Origin of the sequence: Nocardia sp. NPDC052112 (assembly GCF_040680135.1) — a bacterium.
GTDB lineage: Bacteria > Actinomycetota > Actinomycetes > Mycobacteriales > Mycobacteriaceae > Nocardia.
In genome coordinates, this window is the sequence record NZ_JBFAWD010000007.1 from 254,598 (window position 1) to 268,608 (window position 14,011).

Below are 14,011 nucleotides of genomic sequence, written 5' to 3' on the forward strand. Positions count from 1 at the left end.
GTCGTGTCGGAACAAGGCTTGCGGTATGCATGCAGCACCTTCGGCGCATCGGCGGGAGCGTGCGGCTTGATGTGGGCACCCGGCCGGGAGTCGAATCCCGGATATCGTTGGTGCTCTTCCGGCAAACTTCGTAATGACGACGTATCTCCGGGGCGATAGGTCGATTCGATGCTCTGGCCCGAGAATACCGACGGTTCAGCTAACTCTCGGTGGCATTCGTGCGATACCGGTGCCGTTCGTTACCGACGGCGGAACCGCTACGTAACCGGGGTCATCGGGCCGCGGCTCACTCGTAGGTGACGATCACCTTTTCCGCCGCACCCGGGGTAAGCGCCAATTCGAACGCCTTCTGCACATCGGCGAAGGGGATCTGGTGGCTGATGAGCCGGGCGAAGCGATCGGCATGCTTGCTGATTTCCGGGGTCACCTCGAAAATCTCGGAGGGGTAGCCCTGCGAGCCGATGATGGTCATCTCGTTGCGGAGGATGGCACCGAGGTCGATCGGTTCGGGCTTCTTGTGCACGGCGACCGTGACCAATGTGGCGCCCCACTTGCCTGCGGCGAGAGCGGTATCGACGACGGCGGCCACACCGGCGGCATCGATGTAGATGTCGGTGTCGGGCCGCGGTGCACCGAGGGCGTTGCTGCCGTGCCCGTGCAGTTCACCGAGCCGGGCTGCGACATCCTCGGTGGCGGAGTCGATGACCGCGTCCGCACCCACCGCGAGAGCGGTGTCGAGCCGCGAGACGATCACGTCGGCGACGGCAACGTGTTCGACACCGCGCAGCTTCAGCCAGATCACCGCACCGAGCCCGATCGGGCCCGCACCGAAGACGATTGCCTTATCACCCGGTTTCGCCTCGGAGCGGTTCACGGCGTGCCGCGACACCGCCATCGGCTCGTTGAGCGCGGCCACGGCGAACGGCACCGAATCCGGCACGATGGCGACGCTGGAGCCGACCTCGGCGTGCTCGATGAGCAGATATTCACTCATACCGCCGAGCGGTCCGCCGCAGCCGATGATGCCGGACGGTGCGGCCTGCGGGTTGACCACGACGTGATCACCGACCCGCAATCCGGTGACATTCGCGCCGACCTCGACGACCTCACCGGCGGGTTCGTGGCCGAGCACGACCGGCCGCATCTGGTCCGGTGTCAGCGCCTCGGCCTTGACCCGCGGCCCGAGCACCTTGGGCATGCCACCCATATGCACGAAGGTCGCATCGGTGCCACAGATGCCACACGCCCGGATCCGCACCAGCACATCCGCCGGACCGGGGGTGGGGCGCTGCGCCTCGACCACCGTGACCGCGCCGGGCGTGCTGGTCTGAACCGACTTCATCGTTGCCATGCTGCCTGTCCTCTCTGGATTCATCATCGGCTCGGCGTGCCCGGTCGATGAGTTCGTTGTGATCAACGATGCCGTTGCCGGATGCGCGAGCCCAGGGAGTCAGGTACCGAAACGGTGGTGTACCTGGGTACACCACCGTTTCGCTCAGTGTGGCCGGGTGGTGTGGATGGCGAAGCGGGCAAGTGTGGTGGAGACGATTTCGGGTTGCCCGTTGTTCTGATTCGTGGCGGCGGTGAGTACATCGAGGTGGTGGTAGCCAGGGGCGACCACCGTGCTGCCACGGCCGGGATGTCCGCTCGCCAGTGCGATTCCGGAGCCGCCGATCAGATTGATGGTCGGATGGGCGTCGATGGCGCCGGGATGGGTGGTGCGGCCAGTGATGTCGGGGGCGTGCAGTTGGAAGGTATCGCTGGCCAGTTTCGTCGGAAAGTACCACTCGGTGAAGTCCAGGGGCTGTGCTGCCAGACTGCGCGCGAGGTCCCGCAGGTCGGTGACCTCCTGTCCGGAATCGGTGAACGCGATCCCGTGGCTGTCGGCCGGTACGGCGCTATCGGTGAGTCGGTCGTAGTCGCGCCAGGTGTAGAGCGGGCCGTTGGGTGCCGCCGGTATCGCCTTGCGATCGGGGCCGAGCATGGTGCCGGTCAGCCCTTGCAGCGCGGGTATCGTGGCGATGTCACCGGGCACCGGAAAGTTCTTCTCGGCCACGGGTCCACCGTCGAAGAACCCGAATCCCGTTTGCAGCAGTGCGAGCGGTTGGGAGTTGGCGTCGAGGAACGCGCCGAGCACGGCGGCATTGGTGACTCGGAAGTCGCGGACCGACGGCGCGCCGGTGGCCGCGGTCGCGGCGTCGCGTGACATCAGCACCCGGTAGGTGGCCTCCTGGTCGAGGCTGTTCGGAATGTAGTGGGCCAGGTCGGATTCGGTGTCCGGAGCCAGATATGCGGCCAGCCCCGCGATCCCGAGCAGGTTCATCGTCTCGGGATTGATGACCGCCGGTAGTGCCAGCACTCGCGGGAGCGTGCCGCTGTCGAGCCCGGCCGTCACGGCGTCGTAGCCACGGCCGCCGATGGATAGATCGACCATGTCCGGAATGCCGTTGAGCGCGGACAGCGAGGTGTCGATCGCGGAGTCCAGCGCGAAATAGCCCGCGCATTGGTCACCACCGGCGACTCCGTCGAAATCCCATTCGGCGAATGCACCGGTAATGATGCCGCCGAGCGAGTGGCCGCCGCACAGCACCTTCTGTCTGCGCACGGTGGGATCCGGCAGTTCTGCGGTGAGCAGGTCGAATTCGTCCTGCACGGTTTGGGCGATGCCGAGGTGGCCGAGCCAGGCCGAACGGTCGTCGAGTAGATAGCCGCCGAACCGGTGACCGTCGATCTCGGCGTTGCGGTAGTAGTAGTCGACAGCGCGATGGACGTCTTCGTCGGCGAGGGCGGCGAGGATTCCGGTGTGGTCCTCGAGACAGTTGGAACGGCGATCCAGCGCCCAGAATTCCACGTGCCGACCGACTTTCGCGGCCGCGGCCACGGTATTGCGGGCGACGCTGTCGAATGCTCCCGCGCCTTCGAAGATGCCGGGCTGGGCGACCAGCACGGCGTCCGCATCGGCGGAGCGCCGCGGACCGTCGATGTCGCGGTAGCGCAGATACGACAGTCGGTCGCAGGCGGCGGGATGCGGTCCGACCGACTCCGGCAGCGGAATCTGCACGGTTACAACGGATTCGGTCACCGATGAGATCGCCGATGTCGAAGTCACCGGCACCTCCGTTCGCGCGGCGTCGCTCGGCTCCGCGTGCGCGGGCACCAGCACGGCGGCCGCCGCGACACCCGCCATCGCCGAAGTTATTGCGCGCCACCATGTTCTTGCCGACCAGAGACCTGACCACGCACGCCGTATCAACGCTGAGTCCCTTCGTCGGGCCGGATCCCGTTCCGGTCCGCCGAAGCTACGAGGCGTCCGCCTCGGTGTCAATCACGCAGTCGCACCGCACTATCCGCGCTGAGCAGGGCTTTTGTGAAACCTCTGAAACAGGTTCCGCTGATTTTTGTGGTATCTGACGAACTCGCTCAGCGACCGATGAAACCTGGCGTGCGCTTGGCTTTGAACGCCGCGATGCCCTCGGCGACATCGGCGGTCTCGAAGAGCGCGGTCTGACCTTCGCGTTCCAGGTCGAGCGCCTGGTCGAGCTGGGCGAGGGCCATCGCGTTGAATGCGCGCTTGGTGCGGGTGTGTGCCGCCGTCGGCCCGTTGGCGAGCTTGGTTGCCAGCCTTGCGATTTCGGCATCGTAGTCGGTGTCGGGCACTACCTGGCCGATCAAACCCCATTCGGCGGCCAGCGGTGCGGGAATGCGCTCGGCCAGCATGGCCATGCGGGCTGCGCGGGCATATCCGATCAGCGTCGGGACCATGGCCGTGGCACCGCCATCGGGCATGAGGCCGATATTGGCGAAGGCGAGCAGGAGGTAGGCGGACTCGCGGGCGACGGTGATGTCCGCGGCCAGGGCCAGTGAACATCCGACGCCGACCGCTGGACCGTTGATCGCCGCGAGCACCGGTTGGGGTACGGTGCGCAGGGCACGGATCAACCGGTTCGCCGCGTCGAGCGTCGCGACCTGCGGACCATTGTCGGCCGAGTCGGAAAGATCCGCTCCAGAGCTGAAGGCCCGCCCGTTGCCGGTCACGACGAACAGACGAACGGTCGGATCGTCGCCGAATTTCTCGACCGCCGTCGCGGCCTCGTTCATCATGTCGGCGGTCAGGGCATTGAGCCGGTCGGGGCGGTTGAGGGTCAGCCGCACGATCGTGTCGGTGCGTTCCACGAGGACATCGGGCTGATCGGTCATTGTCGGCCTTCCGGGTCGAGAATCGGACGTGAGCTACTCTAACCAGATTAGGTATACTCTTTCCGGTCGGGTTCCGGCCATGAACGACTGGAGCGCCGATGCAGTTGGTCCCTCTCGTCGACGCGGTTAGTTTCTAGGTATGCCGGATTCGGGGATGGATTTGTTCGATGAGTTCGCGGTGGACCTCACCGCGGACGGAACTCCGGCCGCCCCTACGATGGTGGTCCCGCTGGACGCGTTCGGCACGGAAACACCCGACCGAATCTCCCGGACCGCCGAGCGGATGCATCAGGCGCTACCGCTCGTCATCGGGGTGCTGCGTGGGCCTGTGACACCCAGCCTGACGCCATTGCTGGCGGCAGCGACGCTCACCCTCACCACGGATGCCGCGGCGAACTCGTTGCCGCAGGCGGTCGTGGTGGACGACATCGATGCCGCGCTCGATCTGCTGGGGGCGGCGGTGCGGCATTCGCCCCGCGCGGCCGTCGCGTGCGGACAGTTGCTGCGCCAGACGGTGCAGTTGCCGACCGTGCCCGCGCTGGCGGCGGAGGCGGCGGTGTACTCGATGCTCCTCGGCGGCACCGAATTCGAGCGTTGGCTGGCCGAGCGTGGCGCGCCACGCGCGGTCACACCGCCGGAGCATGCCCTGGTCCGGACGCACCGCGACGACGATCGCCTGACGATCACGCTGAATCACCCACAGCGACGCAATGCACTCGGCATGCGACTGCGTGAGGAACTGCTGGATGCGGTGCGCCTGGCCGACCTCGATGCCACGCTCACCGCCGTCGAAATCAACGGGGCGGGACCGGTTTTCAGCAGCGGCGGCGATCTGGACGAATTCGGTACGGCGACGGATCTGGTTGCCGCGTATCTGGTCCGGCTGGACCGGGCGCCATGGCGGATCATCGACCGCATCCGGGACCGGGTCACGGTGCGCGCCCATGGAGCATGCATTGGTGCGGGCGCGGAGGTGGCCGCGTTCGCGGGCACGGTGATCGCCGCCCCCGATACCTACTTCGCATTCCCGGAGCTGCGGATGGGCCTGGTGCCCGGAGCGGGCGGTACGGTCAGCGTGCCGCGGCGGATCGGCCGTTGGCGCGCCGCCTGGTTGATGCTGACCGAACAGCGATTGACCGCGGCGGCCGCACTGGAGTGGGGCATGGTCGACGCGGTGGAACAGGCGAGGAGTTGATCGCACACGAATACCTCGGCTACGGCAGCGGTGTTGCGGGATTGGGTGCGGTCGCTGTGCCCGTCCGATGTCCTGTCGCGCCCGGTCGAAACGCAGCCGGAGTGCGCGGCGCTCGCCTGGGCCGCGTCCGGCGTCATGGACCTGACCGGACGCCCTGATGGCGCTCCCGCTGTCTCGCCGGCGGCGGCATACGGACTACTCCTCGAAACCACCGGGGCGCTGGCGCGAATCACCGCGGAGATCGGCTCCGAGGTCCGTGCCGATCCAGGACTGCTCCTGGCCGGTCGAGCCGGATTGCTGAACCTACGGCGCGGCGGTCAGCAGACGGCGGGCGGAGCCGGTCGATTGCTGCGCACCTCGGACGGTTGGTGCGCGATCACCTTGAGCCGCCAAGACGATATCGACTCGGTGCCCGCGATCCTGGGGGTGGATTCGGTGGCCGACGATCCGTGGGAGACGCTCACCGCGGCCGCCCGTGATCGGACCGCAACCGACCTAGCCGACCGAGCGCAGTTGCTCGGCGTACCCGCCGCCGCGCTGCCCACCGCTGCGTACCCTGCCGCCGCGCTGCCTGCCGACCCGCGCCTTGGCGCCGTGCTGTCCGCTGCCGCGCCTGCTCCTGCTGCTGCGGACTCTGGCGCCGCGCCACCTGCCCGGCACCTCGTCGACGCGCACCCGGCCACTGGCTTGTCCGATGACGCGGCTCGCCCCGTGGCCGGACTATCAGCCGCGCCATGCACACCGCCGGATTCCCGATGTCCGTGGCAGACAAGCCGGATAGCCGAGCCGGTCGTCGGCGCACGGCTGGACGGCGCGGTGGTCGTCGACCTGTCCTCGATGTGGGCGGGCCCGCTGTGTGCGCACCTACTCGGGCGCGCGGGGGCACGGGTGGTCAAGGTGGAGAGCACCCGACGCCCGGATGGTGCACGTCGCGGTGATCCGCGCTTCTTCGAATGGCTCCACGGCGGGCACGAACAGATCGCCGTCGACTTCCACACGCCCGCGGGGCAGGCGACGCTGCGTGAGCTGGTATCCGCCGCGGATGTGGTGATCGAGGCATCCCGGCCGCGGGCGCTGGCGCAGCTGGGGCTCGCTCCCGGGGACCGCGCGCATCGCGACGGACAGATCTGGTTGAGCCTGACCGGATACGGTCGCGCCGATCCGATGCGCGTCGCATTCGGCGACGATGCGGCGGTGGCGGGCGGCTTGGTCGGCTGGGATACGGGTGAGCCGGTGTTCTGCGGTGACGCCATCGCCGATCCGCTCACCGGAATCTGTGCCGCCCTCGCGGTGTGCGGTGCCGTCCACGGTGGCGGGGGACTGCTGATCGATCTGTCCATGCGGGCCACCTCCGCAGCCTTTGCCGCGGCGCCCGTGCTCACCCATGGACCGCATCGAGTGCTCGCCGACGGCGCGAGCTGGGTTGTCGAGTGCCCGCATTACGGTCGTGCGCAACGGGTGCTGCGGCCGCGGATACCGCAACCAGGTGGATCGGCCTGATGATGCGTGAAATGAGTTGTGCCCCATGCTGATTCGTGACGCAGAGGTATTCGGATCGGGTCGAATGGACGTGCGCATCCGCGGTGGAGTCGTCACCGAATGCGCGACCGGACTGGTGCGCCTGCCCGGTGAGGACGAGATCTACGCGAGTGGCGGCTGGTTGCTGCCGGGGCTACACGACCACCACATCCATCTGCGTTCGCTCGCGGCGACCTACGAGTCGGTTGCGCTGGGGCCGCCGCAGGTGCGCACCGCAACCGAGTTCGCGGCGCGGCTGTGGGAAGCCGATCGAAAGCTGCAGCCGGGCAAGTGGATTCGTGGCACCGGATACCACGAATCGGTAGCCGGACCGCTCGATCGCGCGGTGCTGGACCGGCTGCTCCCGCACCGTCCCGTGCGCGTGCAGCACCGCACGGGTGTGCTGTGGCAGCTCAACTCGATGGCATGCGATCTGGTCGGCCTGGACAGTAATGACGCATCGGGTGTGGAGCGCGACGAGACCGGGCGGCCGACCGGGCGGCTGCGCCGGTTGGACTCCTGGTTGGGGGAGCGAATCGACTCGCGGACAACGGATCTGGCCGCAGTGAGTGCCACTGCGGCGGCAATGGGTGTCACCGGATTCACCGATGCGACCCCGGGGCTGACGCAGGGCGATATCGACCGCCTGGCCGAGACGGTCGACTGCGGGCGGATCGTGCAGCGGGTGCACTGCATGGCACCACCCGAAGTGACCGAGCCCGAAGGCGCACGCTGCACACTGGGGCCTACCAAGATTCTGCTCGATGATGTCGATCTGCCCCCATTCGACGAATTCGCCGACCGGCTGCGGGCGATTCATGCGGCAGGCCGGGCAGTCGCGGTGCACTGCGTCACGCGGGTGCAGTTCGTCTTGACCATGGCCGCACTGGAACGGGCCGGTGTGCGCGCGGGAGATCGGATCGAACACGGCGCGGTGATCCCCGAAGAATCGTTGGATTGGCTACGCGGACAGCGGGTTTCGGTCGTGACCCAACCGCATTTCGTAGTCGAACGAGGCGAGCAGTACCGCGATGAGGTGCCAGCTGAAGATCTGCCCGATCTGTGGCGGCTGCGTTCGCTGCTCGCCGCCGGGGTAGGTGTCGCCGCCGGATCGGATGCGCCATTCGGTGCGTCCGATCCGTGGCAAGTGGTGCGCGCCGCGGTACATCGACCGCCGGAATTCCATGCCGCGGAAGCGGTATCGCTCCCGACGGCGCTGTCACTGTTCTTCGGCGCACCCGATAGCCCGGCGACGCCGCGCCGGATCACGCGGGGCGCGGTCGCCGACTTGACATTGCTGTCGGTTCCGCCGAAGGAGGCCGCCCACCGACTCGGTGCCGAGATCGTCGCGGCGACCATCGTGGCCGGTGACCCGGTGTATCGGGCTCGGTAGCCGCCGCGCACGCCGTCGATCGAGCAGCAGCTCATCGATTACCGGATCGGGGTCGCGGCACCGTGGTCTGTTCCGCGCGTATCCGACTTGCCGGGCTGATTTTGTCGGCTGGTGACGAATATCGGACGGTAGCGAGTGCCGGGCGGCGTGTCTGTTGGATCCCGGTGAGCGGAAGGTTCTCGAGTATGCGGGCTCAGCTCGTCGACTACACATTTTCGCCAATCCCGGCACCGCCTCGGCAACCGCACCGGAGCTCGGCCATCACGACTATGATCGGCTGGTCGGGGTCGGCAGTTTGCCTCGAGAGGTGATCCTATGGTCGGACATTGCGACTTCGGGGGGTCGCGCACATCGACGCCGGTCGATTAGCCGATTCACCATGCCCGACGCCGAGAACGACCGCACCCAGCGCGATCTCCAGTCCGGGATCGTCGCGGAGCTGACCGCCGCCGGATTCGAGGATGCCGAGGAGATCGGCCGCGGCGGTTTCGGGGTCGTCTATCGGTGTCTGGAGCACTCCCTCGATCGCACCGTCGCGGTCAAGGTGCTGACCTCGGAGATCACCGGTGACGAACGCGAGCGCTTCGTCCGCGAGCAACACGCGCTGGGCCGACTCTCAGGTCATCCCAATATCGTGGCGGTCCATCAGGCCGATGTGACCGCCGAAGGCCGTCCGTTCATCGTCATGCCCTTCCACTCGCGCGGTTCATTGGATGCGCGGTTGCGTGCGACCGGTCCGCTGCCGTGGCGGGAGTTGCTGTCGATCGGGGTGAAGATTGCCGGGGCACTTGCCGCGGCGCATGCGACGGGCACGCTGCATCGGGATGTGAAGCCCGCGAACATTCTGGTGACCGATTACGGGGAGCCGCAGCTGGCGGACTTCGGTATCGCGCACATCGGTGGGGGATTCGAGACCTCCGACGGACGCATCACCGGCACACCGGCATTCATCGCACCCGAGGTGTTGCGGGGTGCGCCGCCGAGCGCGGTTTCGGATATCTACAGCCTCGGCGCCACCTTGTTCTGCCTGCTGACCGGGCACGCGGCCGTCGAACGCCGGACCGGTGAGGCCGTGGTCGCACATTTCGTTCGAGTCACCTCGACGCCCGCGCCCGACCTGGGCGATATCGATGTTCCCGCCGAACTGCGGGCCGCGATCGAAGCGGCGATGGCCACCGAACCTGATCGGAGACCGCGTACCGCAGTCGAATTCGGATATCTGCTGCGCGATGTCCAACGGGATTGCGGGCTCGACGTGGACGCCATGGTGGTGCCCGCGGCCGCGCAGGAACCGCGGTCCGGGCCGATAATGGTGCCCGCACAGCGCGGCACCGGCCCACGGACCACCGTGCCTCCGCCCGTCGCCTCGACCAAATATCGTCCGCCGACCTCGGCTCGCCCTCTGGTGAACCGGCCGCGGCTGCTGCGCAAGCTGCAGGAAGGTGGCAATCGCCGACTGCTGCTCATCCACGCGCCGCCGGGCTTCGGCACGAGCACGCTGGCCGCGCAGTGGCGCGATGTCCTTACCGCGCAAGGGATGTCGGTCGCGTGGTTGACGATCGACCACGACGACAACAATGCCGTCTGGTTCCTCGCGCACCTGATCGAGGCGATCCGCCGGGCTCGCCCGGATTTGGCCGGTGAGCTCGTGATGATGCTGGAGGAGCGTTCCAACGATGCCACCCGCTACGTGCTGGCATCGCTCATCGATGAAGTACACGACAGCGGTGCGACGCTCGCCGTCGTCATCGACGACTGGCACCTCGTCACCGATACCGGTACCCGCGCCGCCATGGCGTTTCTGCTGGAAAACGGATGTCATCACCTACGGGTGATCGTCACCGGCCGAACGCGTGCCGGATTACCGCTGAGCCGGATGCGGGTCGCCGACGAACTGGTCGAAATAGATTCCGACGACTTGCGATTCGACGCTGCCGAGTCGACGGCGTTTCTGCTCGATATCAACCGCCTGACGCTGGACCGAGCACAGGTCGCCGAACTGCTGGACTCGACCGAAGGCTGGATCGCGGCACTGCAACTGGCCTCGCTGTCGCTGCGCGACAGCAGTGATCCCGCCGGATTCATCGAACAACTGTCGGGCCGACATCAGGCGATCGGCGAATACCTCGTCGAAAACGTGCTCGATACGCTCGATCCGGACCTGCTCGACTTTCTGCTGTCGACCTCGATCACCCAAAAGATCTGCGCCGGACTCGCCGAAGCGCTGTCGGGTCCTGCCGCCCCGCAGTTGTTACAGCAGGTCAATGCCCGAGATCTGTTCCTGCGCAATGTCGATTTCCCGGACACTATCGGCGACGACTTCGAGTGGTTCCGCTACCATCGCATGTTCGGCGACTTTCTACGCCGCAGACTCGCCGAACAGGATCCCGACCGGTGCCTGCGGCTGCACCGCGTCGCGGCCGACTGGTTCGCCGATCATGGGATGTTGAACGAGGCGGTGGATCACGCGCTGGCCGCCCATGATTCGACGGGCGCGATGCGATTGATCGAAGATCGCGCGGCGGAACTGCTGGAGAGTGCGCGGACGGCCACGCTGCTCGGGCTGGTCGCGAAACTGCCGACCGCGGTTGCGGTATCGAGTGTGCGCCTGCAATTGTTCGTGGCATGGGGGAATATCTCGCTGCAACGGCCGGTGGCCGCCGAGGCGGCCCTGAATAGGGCCGACACGGTGCTGAGCGCCGATCGGCCCGACGCGGGTGACGCCACCGATCTACACCTCGAAGCCGCGCTGGCGCGCGCGGCGAACCGACTCACCGCCGACCGATTCACGGAACTGCCGGAGGTTGTCGCACAGCGGCTCGAGTCGCAGGTCAGTCCGTTCATCGCGACCATCGCGGCGGGTGTGGGATCGGCATCCGCCCTCTACCGGTTCGACTTCGACGAGGTGTACCGGTGGCAGCGGTGGGTGGCGCCGCACCGGGCCAGGGTCAAGGGGCCGACGGGCTTGATGCACAGCTATGGCCTGGCCGGTACGGCTGCCTTCGAACAACTCGATATCGCTGCGGCCCAGGCACATCTGGAAACCGCTCGGCAGCTGGCGCTGGAAACCGGCCGCCATTCCTACATCACGCGTATGACCGCCGCCCTGCTCGGTGCACTGTGCTATTGGCGGGGCGAACTCGACGAAGCGGTGGCGCTGCTCGACGAGAGTGTCAAGGCGGGGCCGGAGGGCGGTGCGGTCGAATTCGTCGCCGCGACCTATGGAATCGGCGCGCGGCTCGCGGCGCTGCGCGGCGATCTCGGCGCGGCGCGGGAGCGACTTGCCGAGGGGGCGAAGATTGCCCGCAACCTCGCGCTGCCCCGGTTGGCCGCGCGCATTGTCAACGAACGAATACGCCTCGGCCTGCCCATCGCCGCGGACGAGGCCACAGCACTGGAGCGACTCGAGCCCTACCGCGCCGAAGGCGATGGGATCACTATCCTCACCTCGGAAATCCAGTGGGATTCGGCGATTCGGCTGCTGTTGGCGGACCGCTCGGCCGGGGCCGTCGCGGCCGCCGTGGTATCGGCCGAGCGGTTGGTGCGCGGCCTCGAGCGCCAGCGCCGCCCGCGGGCGCTGTTGGAGGCGCGACTGCTGTCGGCGTGCTGCCTGGCAACCGCGGACCGGCTGGAAGAGGCTGTCGCGGTGCTGGATCCGGCGTTGGCGCGGTGCGCCGAGCTCGGGCTGCCACGGTTGGCGGCCGATGCCGGAGCGGGCATCGAGCCCGCCGTTGTCGCGCTCATCGGTACCGATCCGGCACTGCGCCGGACGCCGCTGTCGTTTCTGACGGGGTTGTCGCCCGCTGGTACCGGCCGGCAGTGATTCTCGAGACATTTGTGGCGTGGGTCACACTCGTCTACGCGCGCCGATCTGCGGAGGCTATATTAAGTGTACTTAATTGGTTGGTTGCTCCATCCGCCTTTGTGTGCGGAGCAGGCACGCCGATAGCTGCACGACGAGGAAACGACAGTGGCTCGATACGACACATCGACGGTGTTCGAGCGCCAGCCCGACTGGCAGCCGATATCGCTGCGGCGGTCCCGCCCGCGCTGTGACGATTGCCGTATCCGAGTACGTTTTCGTGGGCATCCCACCCTGCAGTATCGCGCGGCCCGGGATGCCGCCGAGTGTTTCGCGGCGGCCGTGCGGGGATTGGGAGTCGACGTCGACATCGATACGAAGCTTGACGAGGGCCTGCTTCCGCTGCCTTGTGCGCGGCTGTGGACGTCGTAGCCGTATCTCGACAATGAGGAGTCTCTTTTCGCATGACAACGATCGATGCCGCGATCCTGGCGCTCCGGCTGGTGGTCGGCCTGACCATGGCCGCGCACGGCTATAACCACCTGTTCGGCCCAGGGGGTGTGGCCGGTACGGCGGGCTGGTTCGCATCGATGGGGCTGCGGCATCCCCGGGTCCAGGCGGCATTGAGCGGTGCGGGGGAGTTGGCGGCCGGAGTCGCTTTCGCGGCCGGACTTCTCACCGCGCCTGCGGCGGCGTTCATTGTCGGCAGCATGGCAGTTGCCGCGGTCATAGCACATCGGAAGAACGGCTTCTTCGTATTCAAGGATGGCTACGAGTACGTGCTGATCCTGGCTGTGGTGGCCGCCTGCATCGCAGCCATCGGGCCGGGCAAGGCGTCAATGGATCGTGCGCTCGGTATCGATGCGACGCTCGCCGGGGGTCTCGGACTTGCCATTGCGGTGATCGGTGGAGTCGGCGGCGCGGCGGTTCTGCTCGCTGCCAGTTGGCGGCCGAAAGTGCAGGCAGCATAAGGGAATTCGGCGGCCACGCACCGATGGTGCGGGGCCGTTCGTCATCTCAGAACCACGCGCCCCGCTCGCCCATCGCGACCAGTTCGCCGAGCGCTTCACTGGGCAAGGCGATCCGTGGTGTGGCCGGTGCGTGGCGTGGCCGTTGCGGCTGCGGCGCTACGCCGAACAACTTCTCCGATATCGCGTGCGCGGTATTGGCGACCAGCGGCGCCAGTCGTTGGAGTGCGGCCTGGGCGTCGCAGACGATGGATATCGCGCCGATCGGCCCGTCCGGCCCGCGCACCGCCGCACCGACGCAGGCGATATGCGAATAACATTCGCCGCGCTCGAAGGCTAGGCCGTTGCGCGCCCGGATCCGGCTCAATTCCTGGTGCAGGATCCCGATATCGCTGATGCTCCGGGTGGTTCGCTTCTGGATCGCGCCCTTGAACTGTTTATCGACCCGCTCGGGTGACAACCACGCGAGCATGCTTTTGCCGATGGCCGTGCAGTGGGCGGGGGCGCGGCCACCGACCCGGGACGGAATTTCCACCGCGGCCCGGCCACCGAATTTATCCAGGTAGTAGACATCGGTGCCGTCCAATACGGCCAGGTGTACGACCATCTCGGTGCGCACCGCCAGCGCGTGCAGCAGTGGGAACGCCGCGGCGCGTAATGCGTTGTGGCCGTCTTCTCGACCGCCGAGACCCAATGCCAGGGATCCGAGGCCGTACTCCCTGCCGTCGCGCTCCAGCCAGCGCAGCTGAACGAGATGTTTCAGAATGCGATGGGTCGAGGACCGGGGTATGTTGGTCCGGCCGCTGACCTCCTCGAGCGTGAGGCGCGTCTGTGCGCCCCCGAACGATTCCATGATCAACGTCATGCGTTCTACCAGCGAGGGGGATAACGCAGACTGATCTGCGGCGTCGGCAGCTTCACTGATCCTCGACATTGAG

At 67.2% G+C, this 14,011-nt stretch carries 9 protein-coding genes; 5 read left to right on the forward strand and 4 right to left on the reverse strand.

The annotated features are described in order from the left end of the window. Positions 1–286: 286 nt before the first annotated feature. The 3 genes from AB0L58_RS16295 to AB0L58_RS16305 form a co-directional block, all read right to left on the reverse strand. Positions 287–1,342 carry a zinc-binding dehydrogenase gene (locus tag AB0L58_RS16295; RefSeq protein WP_364387204.1) on the reverse strand — a complete coding sequence of 352 codons (1,056 nt, stop codon included), beginning with the start codon at positions 1,340–1,342 and terminating at the stop codon, positions 287–289. A gap of 153 nt (positions 1,343–1,495) precedes the next feature. Beyond that, positions 1,496–3,187 carry a hypothetical protein gene (locus AB0L58_RS16300; protein ID WP_364387206.1) on the reverse strand — a complete coding sequence of 564 codons (1,692 nt, stop codon included), beginning with the start codon at positions 3,185–3,187 and terminating at the stop codon, positions 1,496–1,498. A 233-nt stretch (positions 3,188–3,420) separates the two neighbouring features. Further along, positions 3,421–4,197, reverse strand: a complete 777-nt coding sequence (locus AB0L58_RS16305; RefSeq protein ID WP_364387208.1) for an enoyl-CoA hydratase — start codon at positions 4,195–4,197, stop codon at positions 3,421–3,423. Between the two features lie 154 nt (positions 4,198–4,351). On the opposite strand from AB0L58_RS16305, the gene AB0L58_RS16310 reads away from it, so the two are divergent. From AB0L58_RS16310 to AB0L58_RS16330, 5 genes are all read left to right on the forward strand, one after another. Beyond that, the gene (locus AB0L58_RS16310) at positions 4,352–5,392 is read left to right on the forward strand and encodes an enoyl-CoA hydratase/isomerase family protein (RefSeq protein WP_364387210.1); all 1,041 of its coding nucleotides are present in this window, start codon (positions 4,352–4,354) and stop codon (positions 5,390–5,392) included. A 33-nt stretch (positions 5,393–5,425) separates the two neighbouring features. Then, the gene (locus tag AB0L58_RS16315; RefSeq protein WP_364387212.1) at positions 5,426–6,892 is read left to right on the forward strand and encodes a CoA transferase; all 1,467 of its coding nucleotides are present in this window, start codon (positions 5,426–5,428) and stop codon (positions 6,890–6,892) included. A gap of 25 nt (positions 6,893–6,917) precedes the next feature. Next, positions 6,918–8,303 carry an amidohydrolase family protein gene (locus tag AB0L58_RS16320; protein WP_364387214.1) on the forward strand — a complete coding sequence of 462 codons (1,386 nt, stop codon included), beginning with the start codon at positions 6,918–6,920 and terminating at the stop codon, positions 8,301–8,303. 379 nt (positions 8,304–8,682) lie between these two features. Continuing rightward, a complete protein-coding gene (locus AB0L58_RS16325) occupies positions 8,683–12,126 on the forward strand; it encodes a protein kinase (protein ID WP_364387216.1) in 3,444 nt (1,147 codons plus the stop codon). Positions 12,127–12,569: 443 nt separating this feature from the next. Further along, on the forward strand, positions 12,570–13,076 hold the full coding sequence (locus tag AB0L58_RS16330) for a DoxX family protein (RefSeq protein ID WP_364387218.1): 507 nt from the start codon (positions 12,570–12,572) through the stop codon (positions 13,074–13,076). Positions 13,077–13,122: 46 nt separating this feature from the next. On the opposite strand, the gene AB0L58_RS16335 is transcribed toward AB0L58_RS16330, so the two are convergent. Then, entirely contained in the window at positions 13,123–13,938 is an 816-nt protein-coding gene (locus AB0L58_RS16335; protein WP_364387220.1) for an IclR family transcriptional regulator, read from the reverse strand. Positions 13,939–14,011 lie beyond the last annotated feature (73 nt).

Coding starts and splice junctions, on each gene's coding strand:
- AB0L58_RS16310 (WP_364387210.1), top strand. CDS start 4,352: ATGGATTTGTTCGATGAGTTCGCGGTGGACCTCACCGCGGACGGAACT.
- AB0L58_RS16325 (WP_364387216.1), top strand. CDS start 8,683: ATGCCCGACGCCGAGAACGACCGCACCCAGCGCGATCTCCAGTCCGGG.
- AB0L58_RS16335 (WP_364387220.1), bottom strand. CDS start 13,938: ATGACGTTGATCATGGAATCGTTCGGGGGCGCACAGACGCGCCTCACG.
- AB0L58_RS16305 (WP_364387208.1), bottom strand. CDS start 4,197: ATGACCGATCAGCCCGATGTCCTCGTGGAACGCACCGACACGATCGTG.
- AB0L58_RS16330 (WP_364387218.1), top strand. CDS start 12,570: ATGACAACGATCGATGCCGCGATCCTGGCGCTCCGGCTGGTGGTCGGC.
- AB0L58_RS16295 (WP_364387204.1), bottom strand. CDS start 1,342: ATGAAGTCGGTTCAGACCAGCACGCCCGGCGCGGTCACGGTGGTCGAG.
- AB0L58_RS16320 (WP_364387214.1), top strand. CDS start 6,918: ATGCTGATTCGTGACGCAGAGGTATTCGGATCGGGTCGAATGGACGTG.
- AB0L58_RS16300 (WP_364387206.1), bottom strand. CDS start 3,187: ATGGCGGGTGTCGCGGCGGCCGCCGTGCTGGTGCCCGCGCACGCGGAG.